The following is an 18,416-nucleotide window of genomic DNA, read 5'->3' on the forward strand; positions in this document are numbered from 1 at the left end:
TCCCAGGAAGCTGTCCATGATCGCCGCGGCCAAGGCCCGGGCGCTCTACTGGATAGTCGGCCTCGGCAGCCTGATCCTCGCCCTGCTGTTCAGCACCCTCAGCTGGAAGGCGCTGCAGGAGCACGACGACCTGTGGCAGCTGCAGATGGCCCGACAGGGGGAACTGCAGCGCCTGGCCCAGCTGAGAACCCAGGACAACCTGCGGGAACAGGCGACGATGCTGGCCGACACCATTGCCGCCGACGCCTGGGTGGTCGAGCTGGTACGCCAGGCCCACAGCCTGCCGAGCAGAGGCGCCGACGACAGCCTCAGGCATATCCGCAATCAACTGTACACGCGCCTGGCGCCACGCTGGCGCAGCCTGCAGACCCGCCACCCGTTCCGTCTCTATGTCCACCTGGCGCCTGACGCCGAGGTGCTGCTGCGGGTCCATGCGCCAACCAGGTTCGGCGAGCGCCAGGGTGCCGAGCGACCAATGCTGCGCGACGCCCTGAGCGAAGGACGCAGCCGCTCCGGCCTGGTCCTGCTGCCCGACCAGCCCGGCATGGCCGCGGTCGCGCCGCTGCAGGCGGAGAGCCCAAGCGGTGAAACCACGGTCGGGGCCATCGAGGTGGGCTTCGGCATACTCGACGACCTGCAACGCCTGGATCATGAGCTGCAGGCCGGCGTGGCACTGCTGGTCCGCAGCGGCCTGCTCGAAGCGCCGAACAGCGGCGAGCACCTGCGTGGTTTGTCATCACGACCCACTCGCTGGCAACTGCTGGACGCCTCCCGCCCCGAGGTGGAGCGCTGGCAACAGCAGCAGCAGCTGCCGGACCCGGCGGCGGGCAACGCCCTCAAGCTGGTCGACGATCAGGGCCGAACCTACCTGCTCAACCAGATCGCCCTGCCCGCCTACCAGCACCGGCGGCAATCCGCCGCGCCCAACCTGGCCATGGCCCTGGTCTGGCGCGATGTCAGCGAGCAGTTCGCCGCGCACCAGCAGAGCAAGCGCTGGCTGGTCGGCAAATGGCTGCTCGCCTGGCTGGGCGCAGAAGCCCTGCTGTTGGCGCTGCTGCTGGCCACCCGCAACAGCACCCAGGCGCTGATGCGCAGCCACCAGCACGCCCTGCAACGGCGGCACCAGCAGAGCGAGCAGTCACGCCAACTGCTGACCATCATCACCCAGGCCCAGGCCGCCTACATCGACGCCCAGAACCAGTACCAGGTGTTCGATGCCCTGCTGCAGCGCATCCTCGAACTGAGCGCCAGTCAATTCGGCTTCATCGGCGAGGTGCTGGACGACGAGACTGGCACGCCCTACCTGCGCACCTACGCCATCAGCGGCCTCGCCGAGCAGATTGACCAGCAGGCCGGCGGCCTGGAGATTCGCGACCGCCACAGCCTGTTCGGGCGCGTCCTGAGCGATGCCCAACCGCTGATCGTCGACGAGAGCGGCGCCGCAGCACCGCCGAGCGGCCTGCCGCTGGCCCATCCGCCCGTGCGCGCCTGTGCCGGCCTGCCGATCTTCAGTCGCGGGCAGATGGTCGGCCTGCTCGGCCTGGCCAATCGGGCCGAAGGCTATCCGCACGAGCTGATCGAGCAACTGCATCCGCTGCTTGCGACCCTCGGCCAACTGGTCGAAGCGCTGCGCCGCGACAGCCAGCGCCGCCTCGAGCAGCGGCGCCTGCAACGCCAGCAGGCGGCCCTGCGCGCGCTGAACGAGATTGCCGCCTTGCCGAAAGTCAGCAGCCAGGAGCAACTGCGCCAGGCCCTGCAACTGGGGGCGCGCTTCTACCAGTTGCCGCTGGCGATCATCAGCCAGATAGAGGGCGAGGACTATCGCGTATTGGTCCAGGTCTCACCGGCCGACAGCCTGCGCGACGGCCAGTGCTTCCCCCTCGGTGACACCTACTGCAGCATCGCCCTGGGCAGCGACGAGGTGCTGGCCATCGAGCACATGGCCCGGTCGCCCCACGCCAGCCATCCCTGCTATCGGCAGTTCGCCCTGGAGTGCTACATCGGCCTGCCGGTCTGGGTCGGTGGCCGGCGCTTCGGCACCCTGAACTTCTCCGCCGCCGAGCCCCGCGAGCAGCCGTTCGATGAGGCCGATCACGAATTCCTGCGCCTGTTCGCCCGCTGGGTCGGCACCACCCTGGAACGTCAGCAGCAGGAACAGGCGCGGCAGACCCTGCTCGAACGTCTCGACGAGTCCCAGCAGATCGCCCGCCTGGGCCACTGGGAGTTCGACCTGGGCAGCGGCGAGCTGCACTGGTCCGGCGTGATCTTCGACATCTTCGGCCGCGACCCGCGGCACTTCAGCCCCAGCCTGGCGGCCTTCTACCAGTGCGTGCACCCCGAGGACCGTGCACAGGTGGAGGCCAGCCAGCGCGCCGCCGAGGCTGGCGGCGTGCACGACGTGGTGCACCGCATCATCCGCCCCGGCGGCGAGATCCGCTGGGTCCACGAACTGGGCCGCCTGCAGCCGAACCAGCAGGGCCAGCTGCTGCGCCTGGTCGGCACGGTGCAGGACATCAGCGACAGCAAGCAGCGCGACCTGGAGATGCATCAGGCGCGCAGCTTCCTCCAGGCGCTGCTGGATTCGGCCACCGGCGTATCGATCATCGCCACCGACCCGCACGGACTGATCACCCTGTTCAACTCCGGCGCCGAGACCCTGCTCGGCTACCGGGCCGCGGAAATGGTCGGACGCTGCACCCCGGCGGCGTTCCACCGGGCCGACGAAGTACGCCAGCGCGGCGAGCAACTCAGCCAGGCCGCCGCGCAGCCCATCGAGGGCTTCGAGGTGTTCGTGCACAACCCGCGCAAGGGCACGGCCGAAACCCGCCAGTGGACCTACATCCGCAAGGACGGCCAGAGCCGTACGGTCAACCTCACCGTCAGCGCCATCCCCGACGGGGCTGGCGGTATCGCCGGCTTCCTCGGCATCGCCAGCGACATCAGCGAACTGCTGCAGGCCACCCGCGCCCTGCAGAAGAGCGAAAGCCGCTTCCGCGGCCTGGTCAGCAGCCTGCCCGGGGTGGTCTACCGCTGCCACAACGACGCCGAGTGGACCATGCGCTACATGAGCGAGGACATCTTCGCCCTATGCGGCTACCCGGCCAGCGACTTCGTCGACAACCACAAACGCAGCTACGCCAGCGTGATTCACCCGGACGACCTGTCGGCCACCTACCGCGCCACCGAGGCGCTGGCGCGCCGGGACGCCTTCGAGCTGACCTACCGCCTGCGCCATGCCGACGGCCACAGCGTCTGGGTGCGCGAGAAGGGCCGCGGGGAATACGACAGCCAGGGCGAGCTGCTGTGGATCTCCGGGTTCATCTGGGACATCAGCGAACGCAAGGCGGTCGAGGACCAGTTGCAGGTCAGCCAGCAACGCTTCAGCAGCGCCTTCAGCACCGCCCCCCAGGGCATGGCCCTGGTCTCGCCGGAGGGCCAGTGGCTGGAGGTCAACGACGAGCTGTGCCGGATGCTCGGCTACAGCCGCGAGGAACTGCTGCGCGGCGACTTCCAGCAGATCACCCATCCCGACGACCTGGCGGCCGACCTGCAGAACGTCGAGGACCTGCTGGCCGGACGCATCAACGCCTACCAGATGGAGAAGCGCTACCTGAACAAGCGCGGCGCCACCGTCTGGGTGCTGCTCAGCGTCTCGCTGGTGCGCGATACCCGCGGCCGGCCGCTGCACTTCGTCTCCCAGGTGCAGGACTTCAGCGCGCGAATCGCCGCCGAACGGGCGATCCGCGAGCGCGAGGATTACCTGCGCACCCTGCTGGAAAACGTCCTCGACGCCATCGTCACCATCGACCAGCAAGGCCGCATCGAGACCTTCAACCGCGCCGCCGAACAGCTGTTCGGCTACAGCCTGGCGCAAGTCGCCGGGCGCAACGTCAAGCTGCTGATGCCCGCAGCCGAGGCGGCGGTCCACGATGGCTACCTGGCGCGCAATCGACACAGCGGCGAGGCGCGCCTGATCGGCAGCGTGCGCGAGCTGAGCGGCCGGCGCAGCAACGGCGAGCAGTTCGCCATCGAGCTGGCCGTCTCGCAGATCAGCCACCAGGGCGAGCAGCGCTTTATCGCGGTGATCCGCGACATCAGCGAACGTAAACGCATCGAGCGGCTGAAGGACGACTTCGTCTCCACCGTCAGCCATGAGCTGCGCACCCCGCTGACCGCCATCGCCGGTTCCCTGGGCCTGATCAACGGCGGCGCCCTCGGCGAGGTGCCGGCCGAGATGCGCCAGATGCTGACGATCGCCCAGAGCAATAGCCAGCGCCTCGGCGAGCTGATCAACGACCTGCTCGACATGGAAAAGCTGGCGGCCGGCAAGATGCACCTGGAGCTGCGCGAACAACTGCTGATGCCGCTGCTCGAGCAGGCCCTGGAGCAGAACCAGCCCTACGCCCGGCAGTTCGACGTACCGCTGCAATTGCGCGAGGGAGTCGACGCGGCCCGGGTGGTGGTCGACGGCCAGCGCCTGTTGCAGGTGCTGGCCAACCTGCTGTCCAATGCGGCGAAGTTTTCCCCGCCCGGCCAGGCCGTGACACTGAGCGTGCAGGCGCGCGCCGGGCGACTGCGAATCAGCGTGCGCGACCAGGGCCCCGGCGTACCGGAAGCCTTCCGCGAGCAGATGTTCGCCAAGTTCTCCCAGGCCGACGCCAGCGACACGCGCAACAAGGGCGGCACCGGACTCGGTCTGGCCATCAGCAAGGAAATCATCGAACGGATGGGCGGCAGCATCGGCTTCGACTCGGGCGAAGGCCGCGGCGCCACCTTCTGGTTCGAACTGCCCGAGGCGCCCCCGGCATGAACGTATTGACCCGCCAGCAGGCCCGTTCGCGGCGCCGTCGCAACAGGAACTGGGCGATCAGCCTGGCCCTGCTGCTGGTGCTCGGACTGGGTGTCGAACTGCTGCTGCAGCAGTTCGCCCTGCGCCAGTTCGACGCCCACCAGCAGCGCCTCACCGCCCGTGCCGGCGAAGTGCGTGCGGTGCTGCTGAGCGAACTCAACGCCACCCTGCACCTGGCCACCGGCCTGGCCTCCTATATCGGCGCCCGGCAAGGCGAAGTGCATCCACCGGAGCTGCAACCCTGGCTCGACGGCCTGCTGCGGCGTGGCCGCTATATCCGCAACATCGGCCTGGCGCCGGACAACCGCATCGTCTTCGTCTACCCATTGGCCGGCAACGAAGCCGCCCTCGGCCTGTCCTACCCCGACCTGCCCAAGCAGTGGCCGGCCGTGCAGCGCATCATCGCCAGCCGCGAGCCGGGCCTGGACGGCCCGCTGCCGCTGGTCCAGGGCGGCAACGGGCTGATCTACCGGGTGCCGGTGTTCCTCCGCGACGACAGCTACTGGGGCCTTATCAGCACGGTGATCGACTTCGACCGCCTGTATGCCGAGGTCGAGCGTGCGGCCCGCCAGCTCGGCCTGGTCATTCGCCTCAGGCACCGCGATGCCGCCGACGGCGAGCTGATCAAGGGCATCGCGGCCGTCGACGGCGCCCCCGCCGTCGAGCTGACCGTGCGCATGGCCGGGGCGCACTGGCGGCTCGGGGCCAGCGACGCCCATGCCGAATCGCCGCAACTCGGCTGGCTGCGCCTGATCGGCTGGAGCCTGGCCCTGGCGATCAGCGCCTTGATCGGCCTGACCCTGCACAGCCAGCATCGCCAGGCCAACCTGCTGCTGGCCCTCAACCACAGCCAGCGGCAATTTCGCCAGGCCTTCGAGATGGCCCCCCAGGGCCTCGCCCTGCTCGATCCCCAGGGACGCCTGCTGACGGTCAACCCCACCTTCTGCCGCCTGCTGCGGCGTAGCACCGAGGAGCTGCTCGACCAGCCCCTGGCGCACTTCGCCGACCCGCAGCTGGGCGTCGGTCTGGACGCCGTGCTCGGTGCCGCCGATGGACAGACCGGGCGCAGCTGGCAAGGATGCCTGTTCGACGCCCACGGCGAGCCCGTCGATGTCGAACTCAGCGCCGCCGTCCTCGGCCACAGCTCGGCCGCCGTCGACGGCTGGATCCTGCATGTCCAGGACATCCGCGAAAGCAAGCGTCTACAGCGCCTGCAGAACGAGTTCGTCGCCACCGTCAGCCATGAGCTGCGCACGCCGCTGACCGCCATCAGTGGGCCCCTGGAGCTGATCGACTCCGGCGCCCTCGGCGAAGTCCCGGAGCACCTGAGGCAGATGTTGCAGATCGCCCGGCACAACAGCCGGCGCCTGGGCCTGCTGATCAACGACCTGCTGGACATCGGCAAGTTGGAAGCCGAGCGCATGCCCATCGCCTGCGAGGCGCTGGCACTGCAGCCACTGATCGAACAGGCGCTGCAGTGCAATCAGGCCTATGCCGCCGAACACGGCGTGCGCCTGCGCCAGGTCGGGGGCTGCGCGGAGCGGGTCAGGGTCGACGGCCAGCGCCTGCAGCAGGTGCTGAGCAACCTGCTGGCCAACGCCGCGAAGTTCTCGCCCGCAGAGCAGGAGGTCGAGATCAGCAGCGAGCGCCGGGGCGCCTGGGTACGGATCAGCGTGCGCGATCGCGGCCCCGGCGTCGCCCGGGCCTTCCATGGGCGCATCTTCCAGAAATTCGCCCAGGCCGATGCCTCCGACAGCCGCCAACGCGGCGGCACCGGCCTGGGGCTGGCGATCAGCAAGGAGCTGATCGAACGCATGGGGGGGCGGATCGGCTTCGACTCGACCGAGGGCCAGGGTGCTACCTTCTGGATCGAATTGCCGCTGGCCGCCGCCACCGCACAGGAGCAATCCGCATGAGACTCGAGGCACTGAAACCTTGCGCCTGGCGGCCCGCCGCCGCGCCGCCCCGCCTGCGCCAGGCGCTCGGGAGTACGACCCCATGAAACCGATTCCCGGCAGCGCCCCCGAGCCCCTCGACGAAGCCGCGCGACTCGCCGAGCTCGAGCGCTATGCGCTGCTCGACAGCCCCGTCGAGGAGGCCTTCGACGACCTCGCCCAGCTCGCCGCGCAGCTCTGCGAGACGCCCATCGCGCTGATCTCGCTGGTCGACGCGCAGCGCCAGTGGTTCAAGAGCCGGGTCGGCCTGGACGCCTGCGAAACACCGCGCGACTTTGCCTTCTGCGCCCATGCCATTCTCGCCCCGCAGCTGATGGAAGTCCCCGACGCCCTGGCGGACCCGCGCTTTCGCGACAACCCGCTGGTCATCGGGCCGCCGCATATCCGCTTCTATGCCGGCATGCCGCTGAGCAGCCGGGACGGACACAAGCTCGGCACCCTGTGCGTGATCGACCGCCGTCCCAGGCAACTGAGCATCCCCCAGCGCAAGGCCTTGCAACGCCTGGCGCGCCAGGTCGAGCGTCTCTTCGAACTGCGCCTGAGCGCGCGCCAGCATGCCGAGCACGCGGCGCTGCAGCGCGCCATCCTCGACAGCGCCGGCAGCGCGATGATTGCCACCTGCCCGGCAGGCCGCATCACCCGCGTCAATCCGGCCGCCGAACAACTGCTCGGCTATGACCGCCAGGCCTTGCTCGAGCGGCCCCTGACCGAGGCGCTGCTCGATCCGCAGGAGCTGGCCAGCCGTGCCGAGGCCCGCACGCAGGAACTCGGCAGCGTCTGTGCGGCCGACTTCTCGCTGCTGAGCATCCAGGCGCAGGACGACCGGCCGCCGCTCGAGTGGACCTACCTGCGCCGCGACGGCAGCCGCCTGCCGGTGCTGCTGACGGTCTCGCCGGTCCTCGACGTGGGCGGCGCGTTGCTCGGCTATATCACCATCGCCCAGGACCTGAGCCAGCGCGTGCAGGCCCAGCAGCGCCTGCAGCAGATCGCCGCGCAACTGCCCGGCATGGTCTTCCAGGCGCACCTGCCGGCCCAAGGCACCCTGCGTTTTCCCTATGTCAGCGAGGGCATCGCCGACATCTACGGGCTGAGCCCCGCCGACGTCCAGATGCAGAGCAATGCGGTATACGCCCTGATCCACGAGGACGACCGCGCCCGGCTCAGCGCCGCCATCCTCGACTCGGCCAGAAACCTCAGCCAGTGGCATCAGGAGTACCGCGTGCACCATCCGCGCAAGGAGCTGATCTGGGTCGAGGGCAAGGCCACGCCGCAGCGCCAGGCCGACGGCACGGTGGTCTGGCATGGGGTGATCAGCGATGTCACGGCGCGCAAGCGCCAGGAGGCCGAACTGGAGCAGCAGCAGGAGATGAACCGGCGCCTGCTCGAGGCCCTCGCCGAGGGGGTGGTGGCCTGCAACGCCGAGGGTGAACTGACCCTGTTCAACGACACCGCACGGCAATGGCACGGCACCGATATCAGCCGCTTGCCGCCCGAGCAGTGGAGCCGGCACTACGACCTGTTCGAGGCCGATGGCCTGACCCCGCTGGTGGGCGACAACGTGCCGCTGCTCCGCGCCCTGCGGGGCGAGCGGGTGCGCGAGGCGCAGATCAGCATCGTCGCCAAGGGCCAGGCCGCGCGCCTGGTCAGCACCAACGCCGACCCGCTGTACGCCCCGGATGGCCGCCAGCTGGGCGCCGTCGCGGTGATGCACGACATCACCGAACACAAGCGCATCGAGCGCCTGCAGCGCGAGTTCGTCTCCGCGGTCAGCCACGAGCTGCGCACCCCGCTGACCTCGATCGCCGGCTCCCTCGGCCTGATCCAGGGCGGCGCCCTGGGCGCACTGCCGGCGAAGATGCAGCAGATGCTGGAGATCGCCCACCACAACAGCCTGCGCCTGAGCCACCTGATCAACGACCTGCTGGACATGGACAAGCTGGTCGCCGGCAAGATGACCCTGGACCTGCAGCTGCTCGACCTGCCCACCCTGCTCGCCGACAGCCTGGCGAGCAACCAGGCCTTCGCCGACCAGCACGGGGTAGCCCTGGAGGCGGCGGACTGCGCAGCACTGCTGGTACGCGTCGACGCCATGCGCCTGCAACAGGTGCTGACCAACCTGCTCTCCAATGCCGTCAAGTTCTCCCCCCGGGGAGCCAGCGTGCGCCTCAGCGCCACCCTCAACGACCGCCACGTGCGCATCAGCGTGCAGGACCGAGGCCCCGGGATACCGGCCGAATTCCATACGCGCATATTCCAGAAGTTCTCCCAGGCCGATGCCGCCGACAGCCGGCAGAAGGGCGGCACTGGACTGGGCCTGGCGATCAGCAAGGAACTGATCGAGCGCATGGACGGACGCATCGGTTTCGACTCGTGCGAGGGCCAGGGCACGACCTTCTGGTTCGAACTGCCGCAGCCCGCGACAGCCACCCCCGCGCCGGCCAGCGTCGACGATGAACGGCCCTGGGTGCTGGTGGTCGAGGATGATGTCGATGTCGCCCAGCTGCTGCGCCAATGGCTGACGGAAGCCGGTTGCTGGGTGAACCATGCCGCCAGCCTGGCGCAAGCCCGTGCGCAACTGACCGAGCATTGTTTCGCCGCGCTGACCCTGGACCTGCGTCTGCCGGATGGCAATGGCCTGCAACTGATCCGTGAACTGCGCAGCGTACCGGCGACCCGCACGCTGCCGGTGCTGGTGATCTCCGCCGCCAGTGAGGAGGGCCGCCGAACCCTGGCCGGCGGTTTCCAGGCCATCGACTGGCTGGACAAGCCGATCGACCCACAGCGCCTGCTCGACAACCTGCATCAGGCCTTGCACAGCTTGCCGGGCAGGTCGCGCATCCTGCACGTCGAGGACGACGCCGACCTGCGCCAGGTGGTCGCCACGCAGGCCCGCGAACTGGCCGAGTTCATCCCCGCCGGCAGCCTCGCCGAGGCCCGCCAGCGCCTCGCCGAAGGGCGCTACGACCTGATCCTGCTGGACCTCGGCCTGCCCGACGGCAATGGCCTGGAGCTGCTCGACGAGCTGCATCGACGGCACCCCGGCCTGCCGGTCGTGGTACTTTCGGCCCAGGAGCTGCCCGCCGCACAGCTCGACCGGGTCGAGGCGGCGCTAGCCAAGTCGCGCACCAATGAGCAACACTTCCTGCAACTGCTCGGCCGCCTGCTGCCCGCCAAGGAGAATCGGCATGCCTGAACTGACCCGCATCCTGCATGTGGAAGACGACCCCTCGATCCAGGCCGTGGCCAAGGTCGCCCTGGAAGCCGTGGGCGGGTTCAAGGTGCTCAGTTGCTCTTCCGGCCAGGAAGCGCTGGACCAGATCCAGGGCTTCGCCCCGGACTTCATCCTGCTGGACGTGATGATGCCCGGCATGGACGGCCCGCAGACCCTGGAGAAACTGCGCCTGCTGGTGGACATCGGCCTGGTCCCGGTGGCCTTCATGACCGCCAAGGTGCAGCCGGCGGAGATCCAGCACTACCGCAGCCTGGGCGCCCGCGATGTGATCATCAAACCCTTCGACCCGATGCAACTGGCCGCCCAGGTGCGGCAGATCTGGAACCAGGCCCATGGTTGATCAAGCACCACTGAGTAGCGAGCTGCAGCGCCACCTGCAGCAGCTCGGCGAACAGTTCGCCGAGCGCCTGAAGGATGAACTGCCGCAGCTGGACGAACAGGCCCAGCAGCTGCTGCGCGCCTGCACCCCGGCCGACCAGCGACGGCACCTGAACAGCCTGCGCAACCAGCTGCACCGCCTGGCCGGGTCGGCCGGCACCTTCGGCTTCGCCAGCCTCGGCGAGCACGCCCGCCAGCTGGAACAGCAGGCCGAGCAGTGGCTGGCCAGCCTGCAGCAGGAACAGCAGGAACTGCAGGGCTTCATCGACGAGCTGCAGCGGCTGGCCCGCCAGCAGTACCAGGCCGAAGCGCCGGCGCACCAGCTGGACAAGACGCTGCGAGGCGGCAGGTCCGAGCTCGAGCCCTACTGCATCTATATCCTCGAGGACGAGGCCAGCGTCGGCGAGAACATGCGCCTGACCCTGGAGAATTTCGGCTACCACGCCGAGCACTTCATCCACCCCGAGGCGCTCGATGCCGCCATCGGCCGGCGCCTGCCCGACGCCCTGATCGTCGACGTCAACCTGGAAGACGCGGAGCAGACCGGCCTCGACTACGCCGCCGCCCTGCAGCGGCGCCTCGACGCGCCCCTGCCGCTGCTGGTGATCAGCACCCAGGACGACTTCGCCACCCACCTGCAGGCCGTGCGCGTCGGCGCCCTGGGCTTCTTCACCAAGCCGGTGGACATCCCGCAGCTGGAGAATCGCCTGGAGCGCTGCTTCGCCAAGCAACAGGGCGAGCCCTACCGGGTACTGATCATCGACGACGACCAGGAGCTGGCCGCCCGCTACAGCCTGGTGCTACGCAGCGCCAACATGCTGGTGGAAGTCAGCCAGGAGCCAGCGGACATCTTCCGGCGCATGGAGGCGTTCAACCCGGAGGTGGTGCTGCTCGACGTCAACATGCCGGGCTGTACCGGCCCCGAGCTGGCGCAGATCATCCGCTTCAACGACGACTGGCTGCGGGTGCCGATCATCTACCTGTCAGCGGAAACCGATATCGCCCGGCAGATGAGCGCGCTGATGATGGCCGGCGACGACTTCGTGACCAAGCCGCTGTCCGACCATGCGCTGATCTCCACGGTGTTCACCCGCGCCCAGCGCGCCCGCCTGCTGAGCAATGCCCTGGCCCGCGACAGCCTCACCGGCCTGCTCAAGCACGCCGACATCAAGGAACAGGTCGCCCTCGAGCTGGAGCGCGCGCTGCGCAACGGCAGCCGCGCCAGCGTGGTGATGCTGGACATCGACCACTTCAAGAAGGTCAACGACAATCACGGCCATGCCGCCGGCGACAGCGTCATCCGCGCCCTGGCCAACCTGCTGCGCCAGCGCCTGCGGCGCATCGACAGCCTCGGCCGCTACGGCGGCGAGGAGTTCCTCGCGGTGCTGCCGGATTGCCAGCCGGAGCAGGCCCGGCGGATTGTCGACGAGATCCGCGAGCGCTTCGCCGAGCTGCGCTTCATCGCCGACGGCGGCGAATTCTCCGTGACCCTAAGCGCCGGCATCGCCTGCACCGACGTCCACAGCAGCCCCGGCGAGCTGCTCGAGCGCGCCGACCGGGCGCTGTACGCGGCCAAGCACGGCGGCCGCAACCAGGTCCGTCTGGCCGAGTGAGCAGGCCTGCCACCAGGACCAGCACCCGCGAAAGGACGATCAGCGTCGACGACAGCTTGGCTTCGTGAATTAATGCGCGTATATTTTCATGAAATTACATTCTGATAATTTCATGAGCGCGCCGTGTTCAAGCAATCCGCCCAGCATGTAGCCAGCTACTACGCCGCCACTTTGCCCGCTGCCATTCCCTTGCGCCCGACCCTGGAAGGCCATCAGGACTGCGAGGTGCTGATCATCGGCGGCGGCTTCAGCGGCCTGCACAGCGCCCTGCGCCTGGCCCTGGCCGGCAAGCGGGTGTGCCTGCTGGAGGCCAGCCGGGTGGCCTGGGCGGCATCCGGGCGCAATGGCGGCCAGGCCCTGCTCGGCTGGTCCTGCGACATGCAACCGCTGGAGAAGGCCCTGGGCCTGGAGCGGGCCCGCCGACTGTGGGACAGCATGCGCTGGGCCGCCGCCGAGCTGCGCGAACAGCCGCTGCGCCACGGCTTCGATATCGACTATCGCCGCGGCAGCCTGTGGGCCGCGGTGCAGCGGCGGCGGGTCGCGCAGCTGCAGCGGGCCCAGGAGGACGCGGCCGGCAAGTGGGGCCATGACGCGCTGCGCCTGATCGCCGGCGACGAACTGGGCGAGTGGATCGGCAGCACACGCTACCGGGCCGCGCTCTACGACCCCGAGGGCGCCCATCTCAACCCGCTGAAACTGGCCCAGGGCCTGGCCGCCGCCATCGAGCAGGCCGGCGGGCGCATCTTCGAGCAGAGCCGGGTGCTCGACTACCGCGAAAGCGCCTCCGGCTACGTGGCGCGCACCGCCAGGGGCGAGGTGCGCGGCGAGGTGCTGGTGCTGGCCTGCAATGCCTATATCGACCGCCTCGACCCGGCCCTGGCCAGGCGCCTGCTGCCGGTCGGCTCCTACCAGGTGGCCACCGCGCCGCTGGACCCCGAGCTGGCCCGCTCGCTGCTGCCCCACGACAGCTGCGTGATCGACAACCAGTTCGTCCCCGACTACTTCCGCCTGACCCCGGACCGACGCCTGCTGTTCGGTGGCGGCTGCACCTACCTGGGCGGCATCCCCAAGGACATCGCCGCGGCCACCCGCCCCTACCTGGAGCGGGTCTTTCCGCAACTGCGCGGCGTACAGTTGGACTACGCCTGGGGCGGACATATCGACGTGAGCATGAAGCGCACCCCGGATATCGGCCGCCAGGGCCAGCGCTACTGGCTGCAGGGTTTCTCCGGCCACGGCGTGCTGCCGACCCTCGCCGGCGCCCGGGCGGTGGCCGATGCCATCCTCGGCGACGCCGAGCTGCTCGAGCTGTACCAGGGCCTGGACAACCCGCGCTTCCCCGGCGGCGCCTGGCTCGCGGCGCCGCTGGAGGCCGCCGGCAAGGCCTGGTACCGGCTGCGCGACCTGATCTGAGACAGAGGACCCCATCATGGACATGCAAGAAGAAGTCGAAGGCCTGGCGATCCTGATTCGCGACCTGCGCAAGCACAAGAACCTCACCCTCGGCGAGCTGGCCGAGCGCATCGGCCGCTCGGTGGGCTTCCTCTCCCAGGTCGAGCGCGGCCTGTCGCGCCCCACCGTGGCCGACCTGACCGCGATCAGCGAGACCCTGGGCGTGCCGACCACCTACTTCTACAGCCTGAGCAAGCCGCGTGCGTTGCCCTGGGTGACCCGCCCCGGCGAGCGCCGCACCCTGTACTACGGCGGCGGCATCACCGATGTGCTGCTGTCGCCGAACATGTCGGCCGGCTTCTCCATGCTCGACAGCTACCTGGAGCCCGGCGCCAGCAGCGGCGAGGGCCACCTCAACGACAGCGACGAGCAGGGCGGCTTCGTCCTCGAGGGCGAGCTGACGATCTGGCTGGCGGACGCCGAACAGCCGGTGACCCTGGGCCCCAATGACGCCTTCCAGCTGCCGCCGCATACCCAGTGCCGCTACGCCAACCTCACCGACCAACCGACCCGGGTGCTTTGGGTGTTTCGCTAACCCAGACCCGCAGGACAACCCAGCATGACCACCACGACCTTTCCCGACCTGCTCAGCGAAGTGCGCGCCTTCCGCGCCCAGCACCCCAGCGTGCGCTACGTCGACCTGATCTGCCTGGACCTACCCGGGCACTTCTACGGCAAGCGCTACCCCATCGACATGCTCGAGAAGGTCGCCGCCGGCAGCCCGCTGAAGCTGCCGCAGAACTGCGTGCTGCTCGGTGCCCAGGGCGGCCTGCATCCGATCGGCGACTACTGCTTCAACGACGGCGACCCGGATGCCCCGCGCCGGCTGATCCCCGGCACCCTCAAGCCGGTGCGCTGGGAAAGCCAGCCCATGGGCCAGATGCTGATCAGCTCAGACGGCACCGCGGCGCCCATCGAGTTCGAGCCGCGCGAGGTGCTGGCGCGGGTGCTGGGGCGCCTGGCGGCGCGCGGCATCCGCCCGGTGGTGGCCTTCGAGCTGGAGTTCTACCTGTTCGACCGCGCCCTCAAGGACGGCCTTCCGCAGTTTCCCCGCGACCTGCTGACCGGCGACGCCGACGACCAGCCGAACATGCATATAGAGCGCCTGTCGCGCTTCTCCGCCGTGCTCGACGAGATGGTGCTGGCGGCCAATGAGCAGGGCGTCGACGCCAACGTGATCACCGCCGAGCTCGGCCCCGGCCAGTTCGAGATCAACTTCGGCCACTGCGACGACGGCCTGCGCGCCGCCGACTGGGCCGCGCTGTTCTGCCGCAGCAGCCGCGGCGTGGCGCTGAAACATGGCTACCGGGCCAGCTTCATGAGCAAGCCCTACCTGGACGCGCCGGGCAGCGGCATGCACGTGCACGTCAGCCTGTACGACCAAGACGGCAACAACCTGCTGGCCGCCGACCAGCAGCGCCCGCTGCGCCACGCGGTGGCCGGCTGCCTGGAGCTGCTGCCGCACTGCATGCCGATCTTCGCCGCCAACCACAACGCCTTCCGCCGCTACGGCGCCATGGTCAACGCCGCCAGCCGCGCCAGCTGGGGCTTCGAGGACCGCGATGCGTGCATCCGCATCCCCGAGTCGGACGGGGGCAACCTGCGCCTCGAACACCGCCTGGCCGGCGCCGACGCCAACCCCTACCTGGTCCTGGCAGCCATCCTGGTGGGCATGGAGCACGGCCTGGACGCCGCCCGCGAGCCCATCGCCCCGCTCAACCAGGACCGCGCCAGCGGCATCGACTTCCCCCAGGACATGCTCGGCGCGGTGGCAGCCATGCAGGACCACCCGGTGGTCAAGCAGGGCCTCGGTAGCGAGTTCGTCATGGTCTACTGCGAGAACAAGCGCCACGACCACCTGGAGTTCATGCACCACCTGAGCGCGCGGGAGTACCGCTGGTTTCTCTGAGCCGGCGGCGCGGCCCGAGGGTTGCTCAGCCCAGGGCCAGCTGCAGCAGCAGACCGGCCACCGCGCAGGCGCCCAGCACCTCCATCACCCCGCGCTTGTAGCGCAGCAGCGCCACGGCCGCGGCCAGGGCGATCAGCGCCGACACCCAGTCGAAGTGGCCGGCGAAGCCCTGGGGCCAGAGCACGTGGTAGGCGAAGAACAGCGCCAGGTTGAGGATCACCCCGACCACCGCGGCGGTGATCCCGGTCAGCGGCGCGGTGAAGCGCAGCTGGCCATGGGTCGACTCCACCAGCGGGCCGCCGGCGAGGATGAACAGGAACGACGGCAGGAAGGTGAACCAGGTGACCAGGCAGGCGGCCACGGCGCCGCTGACGAAGGCCGAGTCGCCGGCCAGCATCGGCTGCAGGTAGGCGCCGACGAAGGCGACGAAGGCCACCACCATGATCAGCGGCCCCGGCGTGGTCTCGCCCAGGGCCAGGCCGTCGATCATCTGCGTTGGGCTCAGCCAGCCGTAGTGGCCGATGGCGCCCTGGTAGACGTAGGGCAGCACCGCGTAGGCGCCGCCGAAGGTCAGCAGCGCGGCCTTGGTGAAGAACCAGGCCATCTGCGTCAGGGTGCCCTGCCAGCCGTACAGCGCGCACAGCAGGACCATCGGCAACAGCCACAGGGCGCCGCCGACCGCGAGGATCAGCAGCAGGCGCGAGGCGCGGAAGCGCGCGTGCGCCGGCGTCGGCGTGTCGTCGTCGATCAGCGCCGGGCCGTAGGACTTGTTCGCCGCGCCATGGCCGCCGCCGACGCTGAACTGGTCCGGCAACAGGCGCCCACCCAGGTAGCCGAGCAGCGCGGCGCCGAGCACGATCAACGGAAACGGCACATTCAAGGCGAAGATGGCGACGAAGGCCGCCGCGGCGATGGCCCACAGCCAGTTGTTCTTCAGCGCCCGCGAACCGATGCGCTGGGCCGCCTGCACCACGATGGCGGTGACCGCCGGCTTGATCCCGTAGAAGATGCCGGCCACCAGCGCCACGTCGCCGAACGCCAGGTAGACCCAGGACAGGCCGATCAGCAGCAGCAGCGAGGGCAGCACGAACAGCGCCCCGGCGATCAGACCGCCCCAGGTCCGGTGCATCAGCCAGCCGAGGTAGGTGGCCAGCTGCTGCGCCTCCGGCCCCGGCAGCAACATGCAGTAGTTCAGCGCATGCAGGAATCGCCGCTCGGAGATCCAGCGGCGCCGCTCGACCAGCTCCTGGTGCATGATGGAAATCTGCCCGGCCGGGCCGCCGAAACTGATCAGGCCCAGCTTCAACCAGAACAGCAGGGCCTGCAGCAGGCTGACCGGTGGCGGGGTAAGGTGTTCGAGGTGCGGCGCGGCCATGTCCAGTACATCCACTGTGGCGGGAGGGCGCGCGCACTATAACCTGCGCCACGCGATGGGGTTAAATAGGCACATTCACGCCGCCCACCCCGCCCCCCGGTGCCTCCGCATGCCCCTGACGCCCGAGCAACTGCAGCAGATCAGCGCCCTGACCCTGGCCCACTACCAGGAGAACGCCGTGGGCTTTCGCGAGGGCACCCGCGACCACGACGTCAGCCAGAACATCGCCGCCCTGCTGCAGCACATCCAGGCGCCGGCGCCCTGGCGCATCCTCGATTTCGGCTGCGGCCCGGGGCGCGACCTGCGTACCTTCAAGGCCCTGGGCCACGAGCCGGTCGGCCTCGACGGCTGTCCGCGCTTCGTCGAGATGGCCAGGGCCGACAGCGGCTGCGAGGTATGGCTGCAGGACTTCCTGGCCCTCGACCTGCCGCCGGCGAGCTTCGACGGCATCTTCGCCAATGCCGTGCTGTTCCACATTCCCAGCCAGGAGCTGCCCCGCGTGCTGCGCCAGCTGCACGCCACGCTCAAGAGCGGTGGCGTGCTGTTCAGCTCCAACCCGCGCGGCGACAACCAGGAGGACTTCAACGGCGACCGCTACGGCGCCTACTACGACCTGGCCAACTGGCGTGCGCTGCTCGACGCCGCCGGCTTCGTCGAGCTGCAGCACTACTACCGTCCCGCCGGCCTGCCGCGGGCCCAGCAACCCTGGCTGGCCAGCGTCTGGCGGCGCGCCTGATGGCGGCGCAGGCAGCGCTTGACTCGATGGTCAGCTATTTCCAAGATGCGCCCAGCACAATCGACGCCTCGACCATCGCCCCTGATGCCCGAGCCCGCCGCCTGACACCGTCCCCGCCATGTGAATTGCCGGGACTCACGAGGAAACAACCCATGCCTCATCGCCTGTTGCGCACCCTGCTCGGCCTGGCAGCCGCAGCCCTGACCGGCAGCGCCCTGGCCGCCGAGGTGCAGGTGGCCGTGGCCGCCAACTTCACCGCGCCGATGCAGGCCATCGCCCGGCAGTTCGAGCAGGACAGCGGCCACCGGGTGCTCGCCGCCTACGGCGCCACCGGCCAGCTCTACGCGCAGATCGGCAACGGCGCGCCCTTCGAGCTGCTGCTGGCCGCCGACCAGTCGACCCCGGCGCGGCTGGAGCAGGACGGCCTGGCCGTCCCCGGCTCGCGCTTCACCTACGCCACCGGCGCCCTGGTGCTGTGGTCGGCGCAGGCCGGCTACGTCGATGACCAGGGCCAGGTGCTCAGGGACGGCCAGTTCCGCCACCTGGCCCTGGCCAACCCGAAAGCCGCGCCCTACGGCCTGGCCGCCTATCAGGTGCTGGAGCAGCTCGGCCTGCGCCAGGCCGTGGCCGGCAAGCTGGTCGAGGGCCAGAGCATCAGCCAGGCCCTGCAGTTCGTCGCCACCGGCAACGCCGAGCTGGGCTTCGTCGCCCTGTCCCAGGTTTACCAGGACGGCGAGATCGCCGAGGGCTCGGCCTGGCTGGTGCCGGCCACGCTGTACCAGCCGCTGCACCAGGATGCCGTGCTGCTGCGGCCGGGCGCCGATAACCCGGCCGCCCAGGCCCTGCTCGACTACCTGAAGAGTCCGGCGGCGGCCGCTATCATTCGCCGCTACGGTTACCAGCTCTGAGCCCGGAGC

At 69.5% G+C, this 18,416-nt stretch carries 11 protein-coding genes; 10 read left to right on the forward strand and 1 reads right to left on the reverse strand.

The window, feature by feature from the left end:
• The first annotated feature begins 16 nt into the window (after positions 1-16).
• The 8 genes from ACSX1D_RS20455 (at position 17) to ACSX1D_RS20490 (ending at position 15,388) form a co-directional block, all read left to right on the forward strand.
• On the forward strand, positions 17-4,810 hold the full coding sequence (locus ACSX1D_RS20455; protein WP_439860197.1) for a PAS domain S-box protein: 4,794 nt from the start codon (positions 17-19) through the stop codon (positions 4,808-4,810).
• Complete coding sequence (locus ACSX1D_RS20460; RefSeq protein ID WP_439860198.1) at positions 4,807-6,765, forward strand: ATP-binding protein; 1,959 nt, start codon at positions 4,807-4,809, stop codon at positions 6,763-6,765. The genes ACSX1D_RS20455 and ACSX1D_RS20460 overlap by 4 nt, the downstream gene beginning before the upstream one ends.
• An 82-nt stretch (positions 6,766-6,847) precedes the next feature.
• Positions 6,848-9,997 carry a PAS domain S-box protein gene (locus tag ACSX1D_RS20465; protein ID WP_439860199.1) on the forward strand — a complete coding sequence of 1,050 codons (3,150 nt, stop codon included), beginning with the start codon at positions 6,848-6,850 and terminating at the stop codon, positions 9,995-9,997.
• The gene (locus ACSX1D_RS20470) at positions 9,990-10,376 is read left to right on the forward strand and encodes a response regulator (RefSeq protein WP_208707411.1); all 387 of its coding nucleotides are present in this window, start codon (positions 9,990-9,992) and stop codon (positions 10,374-10,376) included. The genes ACSX1D_RS20465 and ACSX1D_RS20470 overlap by 8 nt, the downstream gene beginning before the upstream one ends.
• The gene (locus ACSX1D_RS20475; protein WP_439860200.1) at positions 10,369-12,027 is read left to right on the forward strand and encodes a diguanylate cyclase domain-containing protein; all 1,659 of its coding nucleotides are present in this window, start codon (positions 10,369-10,371) and stop codon (positions 12,025-12,027) included. Before ACSX1D_RS20470 ends, ACSX1D_RS20475 begins: the two co-directional genes overlap by 8 nt.
• Positions 12,028-12,150: 123 nt before the next feature.
• Complete coding sequence (locus tag ACSX1D_RS20480) at positions 12,151-13,440, forward strand: NAD(P)/FAD-dependent oxidoreductase (RefSeq protein WP_439860201.1); 1,290 nt, start codon at positions 12,151-12,153, stop codon at positions 13,438-13,440.
• A gap of 16 nt (positions 13,441-13,456) precedes the next feature.
• Positions 13,457-14,014 (forward strand): helix-turn-helix domain-containing protein, encoded by a 558-nt coding sequence (locus ACSX1D_RS20485; RefSeq protein WP_208707414.1) that lies wholly within the window; start codon positions 13,457-13,459, stop codon positions 14,012-14,014.
• A gap of 24 nt (positions 14,015-14,038) precedes the next feature.
• On the forward strand, positions 14,039-15,388 hold the full coding sequence (locus ACSX1D_RS20490) for a glutamine synthetase family protein (RefSeq protein ID WP_439860202.1): 1,350 nt from the start codon (positions 14,039-14,041) through the stop codon (positions 15,386-15,388).
• A 25-nt stretch (positions 15,389-15,413) separates the two neighbouring features.
• Here the strand turns inward: ACSX1D_RS20490 and chrA are convergent, their stop codons facing one another.
• The gene (gene chrA / locus ACSX1D_RS20495; protein ID WP_439860203.1) at positions 15,414-16,763 is read right to left on the reverse strand and encodes a chromate efflux transporter; all 1,350 of its coding nucleotides are present in this window, start codon (positions 16,761-16,763) and stop codon (positions 15,414-15,416) included.
• Positions 16,764-16,872: 109 nt separating this feature from the next.
• On the opposite strand from chrA, the gene ACSX1D_RS20500 reads away from it, so the two are divergent.
• Entirely contained in the window at positions 16,873-17,499 is a 627-nt protein-coding gene (locus tag ACSX1D_RS20500) for a class I SAM-dependent methyltransferase (RefSeq protein ID WP_439860204.1), read from the forward strand.
• Positions 17,500-17,651: 152 nt separating this feature from the next.
• Positions 17,652-18,407 carry a molybdate ABC transporter substrate-binding protein gene (gene modA / locus ACSX1D_RS20505; protein WP_439860205.1) on the forward strand — a complete coding sequence of 252 codons (756 nt, stop codon included), beginning with the start codon at positions 17,652-17,654 and terminating at the stop codon, positions 18,405-18,407.
• Positions 18,408-18,416 lie beyond the last annotated feature (9 nt).

Origin of the sequence: Pseudomonas sp. MBLB4136, from assembly GCF_051904765.1 — a bacterium.
Lineage (GTDB): Bacteria > Pseudomonadota > Gammaproteobacteria > Pseudomonadales > Pseudomonadaceae > Aquipseudomonas.